This window comes from Pacificibacter marinus (assembly GCF_900109555.1).
Taxonomy (GTDB): domain Bacteria; phylum Pseudomonadota; class Alphaproteobacteria; order Rhodobacterales; family Rhodobacteraceae; genus Celeribacter; species Celeribacter marinus_C.
In genome coordinates this window covers 1-20,060 of record NZ_FNZV01000006.1, presented here as the reverse complement: position 1 = coordinate 20,060, position 20,060 = coordinate 1, and the positions used below count along the sequence as shown (strand labels likewise).

Here is a 20,060-nt window from a genome sequence, read left to right as displayed (position 1 = left end):
GCGGCAAAGGGGTTTTATCGGCCAGCACGGGCGAAATGACACGCAGGTAGAATAATTGTACTAGCCCCTCGTGCTTTGATGTCTGAACGGATATCCTATGGCAAAAGCTGGCTTTACGCCAGCGCATCACGGTGTGGGCCACAATGCTTGGGTTTCTAAAATTCTTTCTAATAGGCTTAGTCGGCCTGACTGTTTTGTACGGGCTGTTGAGCGTTTATGTGCGTTCATTGACCCGCGAGCGGTTGGAAAAAGAATGGGAAGAGATGGGTTCAAATGGCATACGCGATGATTATGTAGAGCAGGGCATGAAGGACTATGCCCAGTCCATTCGCCCCAAACTGTTACTTGGGGTTTATATCTTGCCGTTGATCACGTTTTGCGTGGTTTTCTATATGATGAACTTTATGTGAGGCTGCAAAAGATGCGCTATGTGAAATGGACCTTGATCGCTTTGATCGTGCTTATAGTGGGCAGTTTTGTTCACTATACATTGCCGCAGCATGATATCGTGCGCGTGGTTGGCACCAATACAGAACGCACTATTATTGCCAGCAATAGGGCTATGTTTTGGTCATCCGGTGAACCCACGCGTGATGTGCAGTTTATCCAAACTGTGAAAACCAACGGCAAAACCATGGAATACCGCAACGAGGACACAGGCTGGGGCTGGCCGCCTTATTTCAAGTTCGACACCTCAAGCTTGTACACAGAAGCGTCTGACGCGGTTTCTAACAAAGCCAATCCAGAATGGTATTCGATCACTCATTACGGATGGCGCAACGAGGTGTTGTCGATTTTCCCCAATGCCATCGCGATCAAGCCTGTGTCCGGCGCTGACGCCAAAGTCGTGCCATGGGTAAACATCATCATCTTGACCTTTTTCGCCATCGTACTTTTGTTGATCTGGCGCATGTGGGTGCAATTTCGCGAACGCACTATTGATCCACTGGTCGAAGATGCTGGCGAGGCATGGGATGCGGTGGATGACAAGGCCGACGCCTTTGCCGATAGCGCGCGCAGCAAAGCCCGCGGTGTCAAAGGATGGTTTTCCAATCTGCGGAAATAGCGCTGAGACGTACCGCATGACAGCCAGTGTCGAACCCAATACAGCCCGAACAGCACACCAAAACCAAAGAGGACATCATGTCAAATCCATCTTCTTTTGATCGATCCATCAAGATTGCGCCATCTATCTTGGCTGCCGATTTCGCAAATTTCGGTCAAGAGATCGAAGCCGTCGAAGCCCAAGGCGCGGACTGGATTCATGTTGATGTGATGGATGGTCACTTTGTGCCAAATATCACCTTTGGGCCGGACATGTGCAAAGCGATACGCCCGCATATTAAAACGATCATGGATGTGCATTTGATGATCGCTCCTGTCGATCCGTATATCGATGCCTTTGCCGAGGCCGGCGCTGATTTCATCACAGCGCATTTGGAAGCTGGCCCGCACATTCACCGTACACTGCAAGCCATTCGGGGGGCTGGTGCCAAAGCAGGGCTCGCGCTCAACCCCGGTACGCCGGTTGAAGGCATTGGCTCTCTTTTAGATATGGTCGATCTGGTGTGTATTATGACTGTAAACCCTGGATTTGGTGGGCAGAAATTCATTCAGTCACAGATCGAAAAAGTTCGTACATTGCGCAGTATGATTGGGGATCGCCCGATTCATATCGAAATTGATGGTGGCGTTGATCCAACCACAGCGCCACTTGTGACCGCTGCAGGGGCTGATGTTTTGGTCGCTGGATCTGCCGTGTTTAAAGGTGGGTCAGTGCGCAATCCTGCCCCATATGGGGACAACATTGCAGCGATCCGCGCGGCAACAAAAGGCGCACTTTAGCATCTAGTGGCTGTGGTTTTCTTTGGGAAAAAGTCGGCTTTCTGGCTTTTTTTCTGACGATCCAAGGCCTCAGATTACTGGGCGTCTTGGGTCACGGGAAGAATGAAATTCACTCCTTCGCGCTGCGAAAGCTCAGCAATGTCATCTTCATAATTCAAAGACATATCATGCACGGTTTGCGCCGTCCATCCGGGCACGTCGCAGGTTGTGTTTGTGATGGTTTCATTCGCATATTTGTCTAAAAATGCCAGCACAGCTCGTTCATGCTGTTGCGGCGTGGACAAAGAATGATTGCGCAAAAAGGCTCTGAGCCGCGTTGTCCCTTCGGGTTGAAGCGCCTCGGCCACTGCGGCCAAGGTACTGCGAATGGGGGCGTCTTCGGCCATGCCTGCGATTTGACGTATAATACGAGGCCAAATGAGCGGCGTGTCTTCTTCGCACCACATGGTGATAGGCACGTTGGGCATCGCTTTTTGTAGATCATTTACGGGGCTCACCCATGATAAATTCATCGGGTCGTTTGCGTCTAAAAACCATTTCAATGACAGTGGGGATGCTGAGGATGTCAGGGCCGAGCTTATCAAAAATGCAGGATTTCTAATTGCCATTGAGATCTGCACATCATGCTGTGAAAACAATTCGACAATGCGTGACACCGTAGGGCCAATGTCCGTATAAAGCTGTCCGCCTTGAAACATCATGTTGCGCCCGCCCGCCCAATTTTCATTGACCATAATCAGATGTTGGGTTGCGGTGTTGTCTTGCAGAATTTCGGCCAAAATGGCGTCTTCTTCCTCACGGATCGGTGGCAAACCATCAAGACGCTTCAATGCTGCAGTCAGAACTGGGCGGTAATTATCTGGATCTGGAGATAAAATCTTCAACCGTCCAAAGGCGCGTGCATTTGATTTCAGTGTACCAATAAGGCGTGGCGTGCGTGTGTAATGTGCGCCGATGTGAAGAGATATCCGCATAATACGACCTAACTTTGGTACCTGTGATGAGTGACATGTGTCACGCCTATTTTAGTGCGCAGTTTCCCCGCGCTCAACAGTGAAGAAGAATTTTTCATCGTGATCTGCTTCGATTATCGTGTCAGGTACAGACCCTGGCCCCATCAAAAAGACATTCGCGCCAAAGTGATGATGCATCCGTGCTAGCTTTTCCATGCGCGCCCCTGTGAGTTCGCCGTAAAACTTAGAATAGTTTTCCGTGGTACGCAGAGCGTCAATTTTCTCGCGATGTGCTGTGACACAGGCCGCATGTTGGGCAGCGATATCTGGGTCAGACAACATCTTATCGTATTCGATTTGCAGCTTGGGGATCATACGCTGGATTGAGCGTTCTTCGACGTAATTGTTGTTCATGCGGAACCAATACGCCAAGCCCTGATCGCGATCGACATGGTTCACACGCCCGCGATCCCGTTTGACCAGAAAACTTTCGGCAGAGCGCACGGCATAGTGGTTGAGCTGGACCAAATCATAACCGTATGTCTCTGCGTTAGATCGCCATGCGTTGCGGTATTCTTCGCGCGGCATTGGTTTGCCTGACCCATTGTACCAGCGAATTTTGTCCCAGATTTGTGGCTTCAACCCTTTGGGGCGATGCACGCCCAACTTTTTGAACAGACCGATGTTTTTGAAGAGAGTTTTGAATCCCCACGCTTGGTGCGGTTTGTTGGCAAACTCAGGCGCGCAATTGGTAAATTGATCCAGCAGAAATTTGTCTGCATATTCATGCATGTCATTGTTGCCAAACAACCGCCACGTGCACGAAATCAAATTGGCATCAGGCAGGGCATCAAACAGCGCTGTCATGGTTCCGTTGCCCGTTTTAATATCGATAAATTCATCGACATCCATGGAGATCGCCCAATCGGAATTGGTGTAAATATCTTCGGTTTCGGCCTGTTGCAGCGCATGGTGTTGCGGTTTTAGCCCCGTACCATGAAACGCATTGTTGCGGTGCTGCACATAGCCTTTTTGTTGCAGCAATTCCAAAAGCGTATCAGTGCCGTCGGTGCAATCATTGGTGTAGACTAAAAATCCCTCAACCCCTATGGCGCGGTGATAAGCGATCCATTCCAAAATGAACGGACCTTCGTTTTTCATACAGGTCACAATGGCCACCGAATTATCACCTCGCGGTGGTTTTATTACGTCTTCGGTCGGCATGAAAATCGGCTTGTAGCCCCATTCTTTGTTGGACATTTCAATCAGTTGCGCATTCTCAATGAGAGACGCTTTGGGGACAATCTTTGATACAGTTTTAGCCACATGGCGCAGGCCCATATAGCGAAAGAACGGATAGCTCACCTTGGCTTCAGCGCCACCAACACGGATCAACCGGAACACGGCGCCATCGGGCAGTTCGGCTGGGGCCACGCACCACCGCCCGCGTTTCTTTTTTTCGTCAAACTGGACGCAGATATGATCAGCAAAGCGTACAGCATCATAATCTCGCGCGCGCCACGGGTAGCATTGACTGCCCGCCAGTTGCACAACGCCATTTTGCGTGCTTTGCGCCAGATCGAACACGGTCTTGTCACCAGTGCGCGGGATTAGGTCGTATACCTCTATGTTCGCCACGCCGCGTGCATTTTCTAAATATCGGCGGCGCAAAATTTCATAGATCAATACATCCGCCAACGGCGATCCCCATGGATCAGGATTTGGGATGGCCATGCGGTCTTTCCCCGGCGCATCGGGGGTCGCAAAAGGGTGACTTTCTGATGGGGATGTACGATTGCCCAATGGGACTGTTGCGTCGACCACAACGACAGTCAAATCCACCTGCATTGCGGCTAAGCCATCGTTTAGGTCGGTGTAAAAGTCGAGGTCAGTATTTGGCGCAGCGCGATTCAGAATCACAGCGCCTGTAAGCTGTTGGTGTTGAACGTGAAAGGCGAGCCATTCAAGCACTGTAGCTGCCGTTTCGCCATTGCGCGTGGCCAAGGCCACATTGCGTCCTGCCATCAGATCGGGTTCTGGCTGGCACGGGGTGATGTGGCGGTCTTGTCCGGCCAAAGTCGCGGTGATCACCGCTGATTTGGGCGTACCAACGATCCAAGGTGCATTGCCAACGGTTTGAAATTTTCCATCGTCAAAAATGTCTGTTGCGATAGAGCTTGCTAGAAAGCTTGTATGATCAAAAAACAGATCGACCGTATCGCTTGGCGCATAGACAGCATCTAAAAGTGTAATGTTGCCAAAGGTTTTCGCCTCGATGCGGCGCGTGATGAGTTCAGCCATTTTGATCCTCAGAGGCAAGGGGTTTCAGCCGCCCGATATGGGCATTCAGTTGAGACCGTGTGGGCGGCGTTGATCCTGCTAAAAGTTCAAGCTGCCAAATCAAGTCAACCACAGGTTTTTTGGCTTTAAGCGCAGTAAGAGCCGCACGATGATGTGTCACGCAGGCTTCATGTAAGGTGTTAAACGCATCAAGGCTTTGCCGCGCGGATTGTGCTGCAGAAGTCATCGGTTGAATGCGCAAATCTTGGACCGTGTTGAAATTTCGTTCGGCCCAATACCCTGTCTTGACCCGTTTTTCCGTGTGGTTAGGCAGACCCCGCGCAGATTTCAAAATGAATTCTTCGATGGAACGCACGGAATAATGATTAAGCCATGCGCGCTCATCGTGATGGGGGACACCAAATAGATTGATCCGCGATTGCTGCGCTGCGAATGCGGGGGGTAAATGTTGCCCCGAAGCACTGACCCAAGTGGCATCTTTGCCTTTGGGGCGATGGATGCCCAACTCGCGAAATGCGGATGGTCTGTGCAGGGTTTTGAAAAAATGCGCGAGTGGCAGTGAAATGCCATCTGGCGCGGCATGGGTGAAGCGTTTCGTAACAGGGCTATCGTCCCATGTGCTGTGCCCACTGTGGCCAAACAGATGCCAACGCAGTGGCACAGCGTCAGCATCGCCCACGAGATCACTTATCTGCAAACCATCCAGAACGAGATATTCATCTACATCAAAAAACAAGGCAATATCAGCTGTTTTGTAATGCTTGTGTCGGCTCAATAGTTTCATTGCCTGCCATTGCACCGAGGCACTTTTGTCAGGTGAGAACGGGATATGTGTTACAATCCCCGCAGCAGAGAGCGCATTCAACAGCGTATCTGTGCCATCTGTACAGTCGTGTGATGCGATCAAGAAGTGGTCAAAGCCAGCCGCCAAGTGATGTGCGATCCAATCGAGCACCCAAGGCCCTTCGTCGCGGATGCATGTGATCCCAACTGTGTTCAAACCAATTACCCCGGACCTACCTGCGACCGATGCGCGGCTTTATTCAAACTTTATGTCTGACAATCTTTCCTAAATTGCTTTCATATCAACATGCTAAAGTCAAGGTTTCGGCACATTTTTGCACGGTTTGAGTGGTGCCATGGGTGCTGGACGGATGGGGGCCGTATGGTTAAGATTTACCCTTAAAGCAGTCATGGTTTATGGTGATATGCTTACGTAAAGATAGGTAAAAGGGCAGTGTGCGCCCGAGGATACAGGTTATGTCAGAACTTCCCGAAATTGCGTCATTGTGGATTGGCGGGCGTCTTAGTTGGCTTGAACAATTGTGTCTTAAAAGCTTTGCAGACGCGGGCCATCACACAACGCTGTATTCCTATGAACCGATCCCAAATGTGCCCGAGGGCGTGCAGACCGCTGATGCGGAAGACATCTATCCCGGTGAGCCGATGTTGCGCCATGCGCGCACTGGCAGCCCTGCGATCCATGCGGATATGTGGCGGCTCAATTTGCTAAAGCAGACGGACAAGATTTGGGTCGATGCGGATATGTATTGCTATCGTCCTTTTGATTACACCTCGCCTTATGTTTATGGTTGGGAAAAAGAGGGGCTTGTGTGCAATGCCGTTTTGGGATTGCCGCGTGACAGCAAAACATTAGACGCGCTGCTTGATTTTTTCAAAGATGAATACGCCATAGCGCCTTGGCTTAAAGACTGGCAGATCCGTGAACTTGAGGCCGAGCGGGACGCGGGGCGTCCTGTTCACATCACAGCGCAAAATTGGGGGTTCACAGGGCCTGCGTCAGTGACGCATTTCTTGATTGCCACTGGCGAAATTGAACACGCGCTGCCCGAACCCGCCTTTTATCCCGTGAGCTTTCCTGACCGCAATCACATGATTCAAAGTCGCTTTAATGTCGAAGAGCGCTTTACAGATGACACCCGTGGCGTCCATTTTTGGGCCCGCCGGATGAAGCCACGTCTTGAAGAAAAAGAAAACAACGTGCCACGCCGTGGCTCTTTTATGCACGGTCTTTTGGCAAAGCACGGTATTGATCCCGCCAAAGCGCCCATTGCGCCTAAAAAACCCAATGCCAAATCACCTGTGGATGATCCTAAGTTCCAAGCTAAAATTGGCCTTGCTGCGCTCAAAGGCGATGCGTCGATGGACAAGTTGTGTCGTGATTTTTTGGTCGAGAAACAATTCGTCAAACAGTGTCGCGACACGATCTCTGAAAACGCGGCCAGTTTGTTTGGCGCTGAGAGTGACGCGTGATGGATGTCGCTGATACGAGTGAAAAGGCGGACTGGCGCGATGCGATGCGCACGCTTGGCGCGGCAGAAGGCTTTTACCAAGAGCTTGGTGAACTACACACAGCGCTGCATATCAAGCGTGGCAGCACTTTGATTGTCACCTTTGAAAATCTGGATCACGTTTTTGAAGGTGGCGCAGACAAGATGCCATGGGGCTATGATTTCGTTACTAAACGCGGATGGTCGATGCTTGGACTGATGGCACATGATTGGACGTGGTATCGCGACGAAGATGTTTATGCCTTTTTTGATCGACTGAAATCAGACGGGTTTTTCGATGGTTTTGAGCGGGTGGTGTTTTACGGTGCCTCAATGGGGGGCTACGCTGCAGCGGCATTTTCGGCGGCTTGTCCGGGGGCGATTGTGGTTGCTATTTCGCCCCAAGCTACATTGTCACGGACAGATGCCAGTTGGGAAACGCGCTATCATAAGGCGTGGAGGCGTGATTTTTCAAACGCCTATGGATATGCACCAGACATGATAAAAACGGCAGAAAAGGTATTCGTATTCTACGATCCATTGGCACCGTTGGATGCAATGCATGCTGCGTTATTTCGCGGTGACAACGTTGTAAAGTTGCGCTGTCGGTATTTTGGGCATCGAATTGCATCTATGTGGATCAAACTCGGTATTTTAAAGCCAATTGTTGAGCAATCCATTGCGGGAACATTGACTGAGCCAGCATTTTACAAAATGTTGAGAGCGCGTCGTGAAGAACCAAGATTTCAGCGTGAAATGTTAGACAGGCTGCAAAAAGACGGACGCCCTTGGATGATTGCACGCTATTGCAAGGCAGTTCTGGCGCGGCGTGGTGGACCCAAATTTAGAAAGGCTCTGACGACAGCGCTGCAAAAAATGAGCGCGTGATGCCACGTCGTTGGGTAAAATAGAGTATTGATGTTAGATAATTACAAAGCATACATCCGGCGTTGTTCAGTCACGCCTGGTGGAAAAACGACACGGGCGAGTGACCTGACCGCGCGTTTGCGTGCTACGATTTTACGTGGTGACCTAAAGCCGGGCCAGAAAGTCAATTTGGATAGGTTGCGCGATCAGTATGGGGTATCGCTTTCGCCTTTGCGTGAAGCTGTGACACGTCTCGCTGTGGATGGGTTGGTCAAAACTCAAGATCAACGTGGTTCAACAATTGCGCCCCTCACGCTTAGCGAAATTAACGAAATCGGACGACTGCGCCGGGAGGTCGACATCTTTGCTTTGCGCGAATCTATGGCGCATGGTGGATCTGATTGGATCGAAAAGGTGAGATCATGTGCGGTCGAATTTCATTCCATTTCGCGCGACGAAACCATCCCGCACTTTGAAGAAAAGTGGTCCATCGCACACACTGAGTTTCATCAGGCTTTGGTTTGTGGCTGCGACATGCCGATGTTGATTGCGTTTTGTATGAACTTGCACGACTTGCAAGATCGCTACCGTCGTCAGCTTGCGCCGTCATCCACCTCATATTTAAACGCTTGGCGTGTGCATGCCAAAATTGCATCCAATGTTTTGTCGGGCAATGAGCAAGCCGCGTGCCTTGCTTTGCGGTCTCATTTTGACACTGAAATTACCGCTCTTGCCGAACAGCTTGCTCTCGCGCCATAAAGGCGTGGGCCGCTTGTGGCCTGAAACAATATGAGGCGCTACATGACCCAAAAGGTATTTATTATAAATGGACCAAATTTGAATCTTTTAGGCAAACGCCAGCCTGAGATTTATGGGTATGACACGCTTGATGATGTTGCTGCCAACTGTGCCGCCTTAGGGGCGGATTTGGGGCTGACCATTGAACTGAAACAGTCCAATTTCGAAGGTGGCATCATTGAAATGATCCATGAAGCACGCGAACAGGCGGCGGGCATCATCATCAATCCCGGGGCTTACACGCACACTTCAGTGGCTATTTTGGATGCGCTTAATGCGTTTGAGGGCCCTGTGTTTGAAGTGCATATTTCCAACGTGCACAAGCGCGAATCCTTTCGCCACCATTCCTATGTCTCGCTGCGCGCTGACGGTGTGATGGCTGGATTTGGAGTGCAAGGATATGAATTGGCATTGCGCCGCATGGCTGTCGTTTTGGCCTAGGGCTGCGGCGTCAGTGTTTTAAATACTGCGCCAACCGTGCCAAAATAGTGGGGGCAATGGCGACCAAAATGACGATGCGTGCCAGATGGTGCAGTGCAATATAGGCAACATCTGCATCCATCGCGATGGCGACCAACGACATTTCAGTCAATCCGCCTGGTGCATAGGCCAGTAGAACTTGTTCGGTTGTCTGACCAAAAAGACTGTGCAGCGTGACGGCAAAAATCAAAGAGATGCCAAGCATCACAGTCGTCGCGCCAGCACTGAGTGCGAGAGTTTCAATGATCAGTCGGGGTTTGGCGCCCATAAAGCGGCACCCCATCATGGTGCCCAAAATGACCTGCGAAAACGTCACCAAAATAGGGGGCGGGGCCGAGTGTGTGAGGCCAGTCATATGTGCGCCGGCCGATAGGATCAGTGGCCCCAGTAAGTTGGCGGCAGGCAGTTTTAAAGCATTCCCCATAAAGACGCCCATGACGGCACAACCCAGTAAAATAGCGCCATTTTTGAGGCTAAGAGTGGCATCAATACCATTTGGCAAGCTTGTGTTCGACACGTCATATCCCAAAACCAACCTGAAATAGACAGCGATTAAAGACACAGACACGACGATACGTGCTGCGTGCGATAGGATGATCCGCTTTTCGTCCCCGCCCAGTTCTCCGCCGATCACTGTCATTTCATTCAGACCACCCGGCATCGCGGCAAAAAATGCGGTCACGGGATCAAGACGCCCTACTTTGATGTAAAATGGCACAACCACAGCAGCGGCAATGGCGATATAGGCAATTAAGCCAGCCAGCGAGAGTGCCCATTCAAGCAAGTGAGAAAAAGTTTGAGTGTCAAATCCTGACCCAAGCATCACACCAATGATAGGAATGACATAGGGTCGCAGCGCACTGGGGGCGTGCACAGGGGCTTTGACAAGAGCGGCACAAAAACAGGCCAACATGGACCCAAGCATCCAAGGCAAAGGCAGGTTGAGCGCCCAAAAGCTGGCACCGCCAGCTGTGCCTATAGCCAAAGCCAAAGTCGTTTGAGGCGTTTTTTGCGGGATGCGGATGGGAATATTCACAAAGTGACCACGCTCTTTTTGCGGCATTTATACGCCAACTCTTTAAAAATGCGAGTAAAAAGGGGCAAACAAAGCGTGGATTTTCTTGCGTGCGGGGGTAGCCGTTTGGCGGTATTTGTCATGCCCTTGAGTGCCTTTGTGACACTCTTGAACAAAATGCCCTTTAAGAGTGGGCTTCCGATTGAAAACACCTTATTTAAGGACGAACTGCCATCAACGGAGACTGTCCCAGTGCTCGATATGCCCAAGGTTAAAACTGTTCTCGCTGATCACTATGATCTTGCTCCCTCGCCAGAATTGGCGGCGTCTATGCAAGACATCTATGATAAAATGTCCCGCGTTGTATCGCCAGTGGATTGGGCCATTTATGCGCCCTATGTCAAAGCAATCAATGAATTAAAGGTCAAACGCAATGCGGTGATCTTGGGTCACAACTACATGACGCCCGAAATCTTCCATGGCGTGTCTGATTTTGTCGGGGATAGCTTGCAATTGGCAATCAGAGCCACCGAAGTTGAAGCCGATGTGATCGTCCAAGCTGGTGTACATTTTATGGCTGAGACATCCAAAATTCTCAGCCCCGATAAAATCGTTTTGATGCCTGACATGGACGCTGGTTGTTCTTTGGCCGAAAGCATCACGGCAGAGGGCGTCGAAGAAATGCGCGCCAAATACCCCGGCGCTCCAGTGGTGTCTTACGTCAACACCACCGCCGAAGTGAAAGCCGCGTCAGACATTTGTTGTACGTCTTCGAACGCTGTGCAAATCGTTGATGCGATGGAAAGCGATACAGTCATCATGACGCCGGATCAATTCTTGGCGCAAAATGTGGCGAACCTGTCTAAGAAAAAGGTCGTCTTTTGGCCGGGGTCTTGCATCGTGCACGAGCTTTACAAAGCTGATGATTTGCGCGCTTACCGCGAAAATGATCCCGAAGTTAAAATTATCGCGCACCCTGAATGTACACCCGAAGTCGTGGCAGAGGCCGATTTTACAGGCTCCACCAGTGGTATCATTAAGTGGGTGCATGACAATAAACCCGCAAAAGCGATGCTGATCACCGAATGCTCGATGGCTGCGAATATCGCAGATGAATTGCCCGAGGTGGAATTCGCCAAGCCATGCAATGCCTGTCCATATATGAAAAAAATCACACTTGAGAAAATCCTGTACGCATTGCACACCATGGAAGGCCAAGTCGAAATTGATCCCGATATGGCTGAGAAAGCCAAACTGTCTGTGACGCGGATGATCGATTTGTCCCGCGAACTGGGGTTGTAAAGTAAACCATGAAAGAGATCACAACAGACCGAATTGTCATTGTTGGCGCGGGCCTTGGCGCGCTTTACGCTGCACTTAAATTGGCCCCTCGGCCTGTTGTGATGATCTCACCCGAGGTATTGGGCGAGGGGGCAAGTTCTGCTTGGGCCCAAGGTGGCGTTGCTGCCGCGATGGATGAAAAAGACGATCCCAAAAATCACGCTGCCGACACAGTCAAAGCGGGCGCTGGCACAGTGGACCCTAAGGTCGCTGATCTGGTGACACGCCACGCGCGCGATTACATTTTGGATCTCACCCGTTTGGGCGCGCCCTTTGATCGCACGGATGATGGCGGTTACGTTTTGTCGCGTGAGGCAGCTCATAGTTTTGCCCGCGTTGTGCGCGTCAAAGGCGACCAAGCTGGCGCAGAAATCATGAAAGCGCTGATCGAACAAGTGCGCGACACGCCCTCTATCCAAGTGCTTGAGGGCACGATGGCCGTGGGGTTGGATACAAGCGACGGAAAAGTCACAGGTATCGCAATCCAAGATTCTGATGTCAGTCGATCAGCCCCGATTATGCTGCGCGGCGCTGCGTATTTATTGGCGGGTGGCGGTTCTGGCGGGCTCTATGCGCTGACCACAAATCCCCCACGCATTCGCGGTCAAGTCATTGGTATGGCCGCCCGTGCTGGTGCTGTAATTACGGATGCAGAATTCGTGCAATTCCACCCAACCGCAATGGACGTGGGCGAAGATCCTGCCCCCTTGGCGACCGAAGCGTTGCGCGGCGAAGGCGCTATTTTGATCAACAAAAATGGTGAGCGATTTATGCAAGCCATTCATCCAGATGCCGAACTTGCGCCGCGAGATGTCGTTGCGCGTGCCATCTTTTCGCAAACGCAAAGTGGCTTGCGGCCTATGCTTGACACTCGTCAGGCGCTGGGTGCGCATGTGAAAACGCAATTCCCTGCCGTGGCAGAGGCTTGCGCACGTAATGGAATTGACCCAGCTGTTGATCCGATCCCCGTGGCCGCAGCTGCGCATTATCACATGGGCGGGATTGCCACTGACACCGATGGGCGCGCGAGCCTTGATGGGCTTTGGGTTTGCGGAGAAGCGTCTTCGACCGGTCTGCACGGGGCGAACCGTTTGGCGTCAAATGGCTTGCTTGAGGCGCTGGTTTACGCGCGCATTTGTGCCGAGGGCATCAATGCTGATGTGCCCGCCATTGTGACAAATACGCCAAACACGCCCTTGAATATTCAGTTTGAAACTGGCGGTGTCGCCCCTGATCCCGATGCGGTGATGACCCTACGCCAAACGATGACTTCGCTGGTCGGAGTTGTGCGCTCGGCGGATGGTTTGAAGCAAGCGCTGTGCATTCTTGATGGGTTGGAAACGGCTCATGCGGACAGCCCATCGTTTCTAAACATGTGCGCCACGGCCACGATGATTGCCGTTTGCGCTTTGCTGCGCGAAGAAAGCCGGGGGGCGCACGAGCGCTCTGATTTCCCCGATACATTTCCAGGCAAAGGCAAGCGTTCGACTGTGCTTTTGTCCGAGGCATTGGCGCTGCGTGCCCAAATTGCAAAGGATGCTGCATGAGCTTTTCTACAGTTCCCGATCTCATTTTAGAACCAATGGTACGCAACGCGTTGCTTGAGGATTTAGGTAGTTATGGCGATGTCACGACCCGTGCTGTGATCCCTGCAAATACCACGTATGACGCCCATATCAACGCCCGCGAAGACGCGATTGTGTCTGGTCTGCAGGTTGCGGCTTTGGCATTTCGTTTGGTCGATCCAAGCCTTGAGGTTGCGGTGCTGATTGCCGATGGTCAGCCTTGCAAAAAAGGCGATAGCTTGATGACGATCAAGGGCTCTGCCGCGTCAATTTTGTCCGCGGAACGTGTTGCGTTGAACTATGCGGGGCGCCTGACTGGGATTGCCACCAAAACGGCTGGGTTCGTAGCTCAGACCAAAGGCACCAAAGCACGCGTGACCTGTACGCGTAAAACCACGCCCAATATGCGCCTTGTCGAAAAGCTGGCCGTGTTGCACGGCGGCGGGTTCAATCACCGCTATTCTTTGTCCGATGCCATCATGATCAAAGACAATCATATCGCCGCAGCAGGCGGTGTGCGTCAGGTTTTAGAAGCCGCCAAAGCCCATGCCAGTCATATGATGGCGGTCGAGATTGAAGTGGACCGTCTGGATCAATTGGCTGAGGTTCTTGAAGTCGGTGGAGCCAGCGTTGTCTTGCTGGATAACATGGATAACGACATGTTGCGCAAAGCTGTGGCCATGGTCGATGGTCGCATGAAAACCGAAGCCAGCGGCAACGTCACGCTTGACCGCATCGCATCGATTTCCGCAACGGGTATCGACTATATTTCATCGGGCGCTCTGACGCATTCCGCGCGCACGGTGGATCTTGGGCTCGACTTTTAACACTGACGCAAAGCGCTTGGATATATGACGTCACTTGATGGTTTCAAAGCCTGATCTGATCAAATTTGGCGGTGGCCCGCGTAAAACGGAGTTGCTCATTTCGATCAATGCTGCTTTGTACAAAAATATGATCAACGAGACCCAAAACCAAGTCACCTTTGCGCTGCAAAATGTGTGCCTCACGCAAGACAACAAGGTTATTTTGCGCGATGTGACCGTGCGAGAAAACGCACGGCGTATTGGTATTGTCGGGCGCAATGGTTCGGGAAAAACAACGCTGGCCCGTGTGCTTTCTGGGTTGGTTGCGGTCACATCGGGGCATGTTGAAATCGGTGGAATTGATCCCGCCAAAAACCGCAAAGCAGCGATCAATACGGTCGGAATATTGTTTCAAAATCCAGATCATCAAATCATTTTCCCAACGGTGGAAGAAGAAATCGCCTTTGGGCTTTTGCAGCAAGGTCACAGTAAAAAAGACGCCGCAGATTTGGTGCGCAAAACTCTGGTAGATTTTGATCGCGCGCATTGGGCCAAAGCGGCGGTGCATCAACTTTCGCAAGGCCAAAAGCAACTGGTGTGCTTGATGTCTATTTTGGCGATGCGCCCCAAAATTGTGATCTTGGACGAACCATTTTCCGGTCTGGACCTGCCAACAAAGATGCAGCTTGCGCGGGCTTTCACTAAAATCGATTCCGCTATTATTCACATTTCGCACGACCCTGAGCATCTGAAATCTTACGACCGTGTCTTGTGGATTGATGAGGGGGCTTTGCGTATGCAAGGCTCCGCAGAGGCAGTTTTGCCAGCCTTCATCGGTGAGATGGAAAGAATTGGAGAGGCCGATGATCTCGCTCAATTCACCGATTGAAACTCGTGCGCACGGCTGGCGGGCTGGGCCAAAGCTTTTGGGACTGTGTGCCGCGACGATGGTTTTGTTCGCGCTGACAAGCCTATGGGCGCATATGGCTATTTTTGCCATGACGCTAGGAATTTATGCCATGGCGGGCACAACGTTTTTACGCTTTGGTTTGCGCAGGCTTCGGGTGCTGTGGCCTTTTGTTGCGATCGTTTTGATCTGGCATGCTGTGACGCGCGATCTTGAGATGGGCAGCGTTATCGCACTGCGTTTGCTTAGCGCCGTGGCCTTGGCCAATCTGGTGACGCTCACGACAAAACTTTCAGATATGATAGATGTGGTCCGGTATCTTGCCGCCCCGTTGCGCCGTATCGGCGTGCGGACAATGCAATTAGAACTTGGCATCGCGTTGGTGGTGCGCTTTACACCAGTCCTAGCGCAAAAGGGCACGTACCTGTCTTATGCGTGGCGTGCTCGGGCGCACAAACGGCCCAATTGGCGCATTGTCGTGCCCTTTGCCGTGTTGGCACTTGATGATGCAGAATACGTTGCGGATGCCATAAAGGCACGCGGCGGGTTAGAATAACGAGACATATAAGGACGCACGATGGAACGTAATTTGACACTGATAGCTCTCTTTGCAGCGCTAATTGCAGCCCTTGGGTTGATCCCGAAATTCACGCTTGGTTTTGGCGTGCCAATTACGGCACAAACTCTAGGCGTTATGCTGTGTGGCACTGTCTTGGGCGCCAAGCGTGGGACTTTGGCCACGTTGTTGTTCTTGCTGTTGATTGCCCTCGGCTTGCCTTTGTTGGCTGGCGGGCGCGGCGGTCTTGGGGTGTTTGCATCACCAACTGTGGGCTTTTTGATCGGCTGGCCTTTGGGCGCGTTTGTGACAGGCCTGATGGTTGAAAAGCTGCGCTTTGCCTCGTTGGGCGTCACGGCTGCGATTGCTTCGGTCGTGGGGGGCATCATTGTTGTCTATATCTTTGGCGTGATCGGCATGTCGTACACGCTGAACAAAACCATTCCTGAGGCCACAATGTTGGTCACGGCATTTATTCCAGGTGATTTGATCAAAGCCATCGTGGCTGGTGCTGTGACAGTTGCTTTGTATAAAGCGCGTCCGAAAAGCGTTTTGTCCCGCGTATGACAGATGGCGCGATCATAGACGCTCTAAGATCGCGCAAATCTGTGCGCCACTATCTGAAGGCGTCCGTGCCACGCAGTGATGTGGCACGGATTTTGACAGCCGCGCGATGTGCGCCCAGCGGTGCCAATTTACAGCCGGGGCGATTTTATGCTTTGACAGGGGCACCGCTTGCGGATGTGTCGCAGGCTTTGACCGCCGCGGCGTACACTCAGCCGATCACGTCAGAATATTCCTATTTCCCAAATCCCATGCCCGCCACGCTTAAGGCAAAACAGCGAGCCGCTGGGTTTGCATTGTATCAAGCGCTGGGTCTTGAACGCCGCGATCTTGCGGGGCGCCGCACACAGTTCGACAAAAACTACCGCTTTTTCGATGCACCTGTTGGCATCGTTGTCACCATCCACAAAGACATGGGCAAAGGCTGTTTCATGGACTTGGGCATGTCTTTGATGGCGTTATTCTTGGCGGCTGAGGATTTGGGCTACGGTACGACCGGCATCGGCGCAATCGCCAATTTTGGCCCCGTTGTACACAGAGCTTTGAAACTGGCGCCAGATGAATTGGTGGTTTGCGGTGTTGCTTTGGGACGTGAAGACACGAACGCCCCTGTGAATAAATTTCGCACCCAGCGCGATGCTTTGGAAACCTTTGCGAGTTTCCGTGGTTTTCAGGCCGACTAGATTGGCCACATTGACACTGGGTTGGCCGAATTGGCTATGCGTGCAAAAGCAGGGCTGTCCCAAGTCCACCAGCGGCGGCAATCGCAGCCAACCCATGCCCGCCGTGCTGAGTGATCTCGTGAAACAATCGCACAGCATTGATGGCACCAGACGCGCCAATCGGATGTCCGCGCGCCAAAGAGCCCCCGCCAATATTGATCGTATCTTCGCGTAAGTTCGCCCCTTGGATGCAAGCGATGGCCTGCACGGCATAAGCTTCCATAATTTCAGATACAGTCAATTGGTCTGGCGTGATCCGTGCCATCCCGAGCACCTTCTTGATCGCAGCGACGGGGGCCAAACCGGGCATGTCAGGCGTGCCACCCACTGTGCACCCTGAGATTATGCGTGCTTTTGGTCCTTTATAGTGCGCTGCGATGTCTTCGGACACGACAAGGCAAAACGCGGCCCCATCGGCAGCAACACAGGTGTTCGCTGCCGTAATTGTGTCAGACAGTGGCTTGGCCCGTGCCGCGAGTGCTGGCGTTAAATTACGGGTGAATGGATCAGATGTTTGTTCATTTATAGAGGTGATTTCTTGCGACAATCGGTGTTGCGCCAAGCGTGCTTTGTGATGGCTTAAGATCGCCCATGCATCTTGGTCTGCGCGTGAAATGCCCAGCTGGAGCGCCAAGCGTGCGGCGGCGTCTTGCATGGCTGGGTCGCGGTCTGGCCAAGGGGTAAATCGCGCTTGTGTGTAGCTGCGTGCGGGGCGTCCGTCGGCAAATGTTTCAGCTCTGAGTGGTGCGCGTGAATAGCTTTCAACGCCCCCTGCGATGATGATTTTGGCTTGTCCTGCACGGATCATCGCATCCGCCAAATTTAGCGCATCCAGTCCGCCGCAACATTGCCGATCAATCGTCAGCCCGCCGACCTGTTCTGATAGCCCCGCGGCCAATGCGATATGGCGCGCGGGGTTACCACCAGCACCCAGTGCGTTGCCCGCAATGACTTCGTCGACCTGTTCCGGCGCAATACTTGCCGCAGCCAAGCAATCGAGGACCACAGGGGATGCGATGTCATGCAGGGCCAATGCGGCAAAGGCTCCGCCACGAGGCACCACGGCACTGCGTTTGGCGGCGATGATATAAGAGCATGTCATTCTTGTGTGTCCAGCCAGTGTTTCAGGGCGATGAGATTGGGCTTGCCAGACGGCAGCAAGGGCAGGTGTTCGATAAACACCACGCGACGCGGAGATTTCAAAGGGCCGAGATGGGCGCGGCAGGCCTGCAACATGGTATCTTCGGTTTCGGTGCTGCCTTGCACGATTGCTATCAAACGATGCCCGCGCAACGGATCAGGTTCTGCCATGACAACCACATCTTTGGGCAGAAACCTGTCCGCAATATAGCGTTCAATGTCTTCGGGAAAAACGTTTTGATCGGCGATCGTGACCATGCGGCTTTTGCGGCCCAGCAAAAACAGATTGCCATCGTCGTCCATGCGGCCAAATTCACCGATGGTGACAAAACCGTCTTTGATCTGCGTATCGCGGCCATCGCCTTGGGCGTAGCCGGCAAACAGATAGGGGCTTTTCACCCAAATCTCTCCAGCGCATGCAGAGCGGATTTGATCCTGTGTTCTGAGTTCTAGTGTCACATGCGGGTAGGGCGCGCCGACCGAACCCATAGGGGTTGTATCATTCGCGAGGGTGATGAAACTGGTTTCCGAGGCGCCATAGAATTGCGTCAGCGCCGCGTTTGGAAAGCTCTTTTGGGTCTCATGCCGTAAGCTGTCATGTACAATGCCGCCGCCAACGATGATCTGGCGCACATTGGGCATAAGGGTCTGCGTGGCACATAATAGCCGCAGCTGTGTTGGGGTGAGGTACAAAATTGTAACGCCGTTTCGGATCAGTTGATCGCATTGCGTGTTGGGGCGCAGGTCTGCCAGCATGCAAATATCTGCCCCAATGTGCGCGGCCTCGACCACGCCATAGAGCGCCAATGAATGCACGAGCGCACCAAACACCGCCACACAGTCATCTGGGGTGATGCCAAACATCTCGCGATTGGTATCAAAGCTTGCGATCCATGATCTTTGGCTGCGTACGATCACCTTAGGCGTACCCGTGCTGCCTGCCGTTTCACACAACAACTGGGCCTTGCCATCTTTCAGTGCAATCGGATGCCCGCGTCGCAAGTTGATTGAGTGCCCCGCAGTGATTGCAGCGCGCAATTCGCAAACCGCGTCATAGTGTAATTGCGCCGACGCTGTGCTGGGGCACAGACCACATTTGGGCGACCATGAAAATTGATACGAGTGGTGTGGCATACTATCCCAAGCGTGCATTCAGACTGAGAGGTCTTGATAGCAGACTGGCAAGGGCAAGCAAATTTAGAAAGCAGTTGGGATTGGTCTGTTTCAAGGCGCCGTTGCCACGGTGTCTGTGCGTGTTTGGGGCTACATATATATGTAGGTGTTTTTTGACCGACATAGACCGTGATTATGAAGAGCATTTCTGTCTGCCTAGAGTTCAAAGCCTAAGTTCGATTCTCTTTTATCGGGGGATGTGTGAGTTTATCCGGCGATTCACCTCAACCCGACTCGCATTTGAGTGCTGTTTGCTGTGGCACAGGGGGATATGACGCCCGATTCACCTCTCGCGGCGCTCCGAATGTCTCGAAATCTATGCCTTGTGACAGTAATATGAAGCTGGGCCTTGAAATAAATATAATGATATTAATGTGTTAATCGAATTTTTTCGATTAATGAATATTAAACCATAAAAAGGTCTTGCGGCTTTGTGTTGGTAACCTTAGAACCCCCCTTACCGGAAGCGACGAGGTTGCTGAGGGGACGGACGGAGCGGCTGAGAAGCTGGGAAGTTTAGGAAAATCAGAGGTTTAAGTTAAGCGGGCGCGCTGGAGAGATTTAGCGCATCGGTTTTATTTTTGGCTCTGTCTAGGTTGGCTTTTGTTGATTTAGCGCTCTTTGACATTGATAATTACTGAAGAGATATGTGGGCGGTTTGGTTCATTCGATGGATCGAACGTCTGTATATCGCGCTCTTAGAGAAGCAACTTGTTGTGGATCGATTATAGGGTGT

General features: G+C 52.0%; 20 protein-coding genes. 14 read left to right on the top strand and 6 right to left on the bottom strand.

The features are described from left to right. Positions 1–143: 143 nt before the first annotated feature. The 3 genes from BM025_RS08960 (at position 144) to rpe (ending at position 1,845) form a co-directional block, all read left to right on the top strand. Positions 144–410, top strand: a complete 267-nt coding sequence (locus BM025_RS08960) for a hypothetical protein (protein WP_085848398.1) — start codon at positions 144–146, stop codon at positions 408–410. An 11-nt stretch (positions 411–421) separates the two neighbouring features. Beyond that, a complete protein-coding gene (locus tag BM025_RS08955; protein WP_085848399.1) occupies positions 422–1,066 on the top strand; it encodes a DUF1523 family protein in 645 nt (214 codons plus the stop codon). A gap of 77 nt (positions 1,067–1,143) precedes the next feature. After that, a complete protein-coding gene (gene rpe, locus BM025_RS08950) occupies positions 1,144–1,845 on the top strand; it encodes a ribulose-phosphate 3-epimerase (RefSeq protein WP_085848400.1) in 702 nt (233 codons plus the stop codon). Positions 1,846–1,919: 74 nt separating this feature from the next. Here the strand turns inward: rpe and BM025_RS08945 are convergent, their stop codons facing one another. From BM025_RS08945 to BM025_RS08935, 3 genes are read right to left on the bottom strand one after another with little or no spacing between them, the layout of a single operon-like run. Next, entirely contained in the window at positions 1,920–2,819 is a 900-nt protein-coding gene (locus BM025_RS08945; protein WP_085848401.1) for a hypothetical protein, read from the bottom strand. A gap of 51 nt (positions 2,820–2,870) precedes the next feature. Next, complete coding sequence (locus BM025_RS08940) at positions 2,871–5,099, bottom strand: glycosyltransferase family 2 protein (protein WP_085848402.1); 2,229 nt, start codon at positions 5,097–5,099, stop codon at positions 2,871–2,873. Next, positions 5,092–6,099: a glycosyltransferase family 2 protein gene (locus BM025_RS08935; RefSeq protein WP_244515575.1), complete on the bottom strand. Its 1,008-nt coding sequence runs from the start codon at positions 6,097–6,099 to the stop codon at positions 5,092–5,094. The genes BM025_RS08940 and BM025_RS08935 overlap by 8 nt, the downstream gene beginning before the upstream one ends. Positions 6,100–6,359: 260 nt before the next feature. Between BM025_RS08935 and BM025_RS08930 the strand changes: the two genes are divergently transcribed. The 4 genes from BM025_RS08930 to aroQ are packed head-to-tail and all read left to right on the top strand — an operon-like array spanning position 6,360 to position 9,496. Then, positions 6,360–7,373 carry a glycosyltransferase family 32 protein gene (locus tag BM025_RS08930; protein ID WP_085848403.1) on the top strand — a complete coding sequence of 338 codons (1,014 nt, stop codon included), beginning with the start codon at positions 6,360–6,362 and terminating at the stop codon, positions 7,371–7,373. After that, complete coding sequence (locus BM025_RS08925) at positions 7,373–8,278, top strand: hypothetical protein (protein WP_085848404.1); 906 nt, start codon at positions 7,373–7,375, stop codon at positions 8,276–8,278. The genes BM025_RS08930 and BM025_RS08925 overlap by 1 nt, the downstream gene beginning before the upstream one ends. 30 nt (positions 8,279–8,308) lie before the next feature. Further along, positions 8,309–9,016: a GntR family transcriptional regulator gene (locus BM025_RS08920; RefSeq protein ID WP_085848405.1), complete on the top strand. Its 708-nt coding sequence runs from the start codon at positions 8,309–8,311 to the stop codon at positions 9,014–9,016. A 42-nt stretch (positions 9,017–9,058) separates the two neighbouring features. After that, positions 9,059–9,496: a type II 3-dehydroquinate dehydratase gene (gene aroQ, locus BM025_RS08915; protein WP_085848406.1), complete on the top strand. Its 438-nt coding sequence runs from the start codon at positions 9,059–9,061 to the stop codon at positions 9,494–9,496. A gap of 10 nt (positions 9,497–9,506) precedes the next feature. Here the strand turns inward: aroQ and BM025_RS08910 are convergent, their stop codons facing one another. After that, complete coding sequence (locus BM025_RS08910; protein ID WP_085848407.1) at positions 9,507–10,598, bottom strand: AbrB family transcriptional regulator; 1,092 nt, start codon at positions 10,596–10,598, stop codon at positions 9,507–9,509. Between the two features lie 213 nt (positions 10,599–10,811). Here BM025_RS08910 and nadA point away from each other — a divergent pair, with 213 nt between their 5' ends. The 7 genes from nadA to BM025_RS08875 are packed head-to-tail and all read left to right on the top strand — an operon-like array spanning position 10,812 to position 16,972. Next, positions 10,812–11,852, top strand: a complete 1,041-nt coding sequence (nadA, locus tag BM025_RS08905) for a quinolinate synthase NadA (RefSeq protein ID WP_370738057.1) — start codon at positions 10,812–10,814, stop codon at positions 11,850–11,852. 8 nt (positions 11,853–11,860) lie between these two features. Beyond that, positions 11,861–13,438, top strand: a complete 1,578-nt coding sequence (locus tag BM025_RS08900; RefSeq protein WP_085848408.1) for an L-aspartate oxidase — start codon at positions 11,861–11,863, stop codon at positions 13,436–13,438. Further along, on the top strand, positions 13,435–14,283 hold the full coding sequence (nadC, locus tag BM025_RS08895; protein WP_085848409.1) for a carboxylating nicotinate-nucleotide diphosphorylase: 849 nt from the start codon (positions 13,435–13,437) through the stop codon (positions 14,281–14,283). Before BM025_RS08900 ends, nadC begins: the two co-directional genes overlap by 4 nt. Positions 14,284–14,320: 37 nt before the next feature. Further along, positions 14,321–15,151: an energy-coupling factor ABC transporter ATP-binding protein gene (locus BM025_RS08890; RefSeq protein ID WP_244515589.1), complete on the top strand. Its 831-nt coding sequence runs from the start codon at positions 14,321–14,323 to the stop codon at positions 15,149–15,151. Further along, entirely contained in the window at positions 15,126–15,725 is a 600-nt protein-coding gene (locus BM025_RS08885; RefSeq protein WP_085848410.1) for an energy-coupling factor transporter transmembrane component T family protein, read from the top strand. Before BM025_RS08890 ends, BM025_RS08885 begins: the two co-directional genes overlap by 26 nt. Before the next feature lie 21 nt (positions 15,726–15,746). Next, positions 15,747–16,292: a biotin transporter BioY gene (locus BM025_RS08880; protein WP_085848411.1), complete on the top strand. Its 546-nt coding sequence runs from the start codon at positions 15,747–15,749 to the stop codon at positions 16,290–16,292. Then, positions 16,289–16,972, top strand: a complete 684-nt coding sequence (locus BM025_RS08875; protein ID WP_085848412.1) for a nitroreductase — start codon at positions 16,289–16,291, stop codon at positions 16,970–16,972. Before BM025_RS08880 ends, BM025_RS08875 begins: the two co-directional genes overlap by 4 nt. A 34-nt stretch (positions 16,973–17,006) precedes the next feature. Here BM025_RS08875 and BM025_RS08870 read toward each other — a convergent pair whose 3' ends face one another. Together BM025_RS08870 and BM025_RS08865 are read right to left on the bottom strand one after the other, a co-directional pair. Further along, positions 17,007–18,113 carry a thiolase family protein gene (locus BM025_RS08870; RefSeq protein WP_085848413.1) on the bottom strand — a complete coding sequence of 369 codons (1,107 nt, stop codon included), beginning with the start codon at positions 18,111–18,113 and terminating at the stop codon, positions 17,007–17,009. Then, entirely contained in the window at positions 18,110–19,285 is a 1,176-nt protein-coding gene (locus BM025_RS08865; RefSeq protein ID WP_170842163.1) for an AMP-binding protein, read from the bottom strand. The genes BM025_RS08870 and BM025_RS08865 overlap by 4 nt, the downstream gene beginning before the upstream one ends. Positions 19,286–20,060: the final 775 nt, after the last annotated feature.

Coding starts and splice junctions, on each gene's coding strand:
- BM025_RS08960 (WP_085848398.1), top strand. CDS start 144: ATGCTTGGGTTTCTAAAATTCTTTCTAATAGGCTTAGTCGGCCTGACT.
- BM025_RS08955 (WP_085848399.1), top strand. CDS start 422: ATGCGCTATGTGAAATGGACCTTGATCGCTTTGATCGTGCTTATAGTG.
- rpe (WP_085848400.1), top strand. CDS start 1,144: ATGTCAAATCCATCTTCTTTTGATCGATCCATCAAGATTGCGCCATCT.
- BM025_RS08945 (WP_085848401.1), bottom strand. CDS start 2,819: ATGCGGATATCTCTTCACATCGGCGCACATTACACACGCACGCCACGC.
- BM025_RS08940 (WP_085848402.1), bottom strand. CDS start 5,099: ATGGCTGAACTCATCACGCGCCGCATCGAGGCGAAAACCTTTGGCAAC.
- BM025_RS08930 (WP_085848403.1), top strand. CDS start 6,360: ATGTCAGAACTTCCCGAAATTGCGTCATTGTGGATTGGCGGGCGTCTT.
- BM025_RS08925 (WP_085848404.1), top strand. CDS start 7,373: ATGGATGTCGCTGATACGAGTGAAAAGGCGGACTGGCGCGATGCGATG.
- BM025_RS08920 (WP_085848405.1), top strand. CDS start 8,309: ATGTTAGATAATTACAAAGCATACATCCGGCGTTGTTCAGTCACGCCT.
- aroQ (WP_085848406.1), top strand. CDS start 9,059: ATGACCCAAAAGGTATTTATTATAAATGGACCAAATTTGAATCTTTTA.
- BM025_RS08910 (WP_085848407.1), bottom strand. CDS start 10,598: ATGCCGCAAAAAGAGCGTGGTCACTTTGTGAATATTCCCATCCGCATC.
- nadA (WP_370738057.1), top strand. CDS start 10,812: ATGCCCAAGGTTAAAACTGTTCTCGCTGATCACTATGATCTTGCTCCC.
- BM025_RS08900 (WP_085848408.1), top strand. CDS start 11,861: ATGAAAGAGATCACAACAGACCGAATTGTCATTGTTGGCGCGGGCCTT.
- nadC (WP_085848409.1), top strand. CDS start 13,435: ATGAGCTTTTCTACAGTTCCCGATCTCATTTTAGAACCAATGGTACGC.
- BM025_RS08890 (WP_244515589.1), top strand. CDS start 14,321: ATGGTTTCAAAGCCTGATCTGATCAAATTTGGCGGTGGCCCGCGTAAA.
- BM025_RS08885 (WP_085848410.1), top strand. CDS start 15,126: ATGATCTCGCTCAATTCACCGATTGAAACTCGTGCGCACGGCTGGCGG.
- BM025_RS08880 (WP_085848411.1), top strand. CDS start 15,747: ATGGAACGTAATTTGACACTGATAGCTCTCTTTGCAGCGCTAATTGCA.
- BM025_RS08875 (WP_085848412.1), top strand. CDS start 16,289: ATGACAGATGGCGCGATCATAGACGCTCTAAGATCGCGCAAATCTGTG.
- BM025_RS08870 (WP_085848413.1), bottom strand. CDS start 18,113: ATGACATGCTCTTATATCATCGCCGCCAAACGCAGTGCCGTGGTGCCT.
- BM025_RS08865 (WP_170842163.1), bottom strand. CDS start 19,285: ATGCCACACCACTCGTATCAATTTTCATGGTCGCCCAAATGTGGTCTG.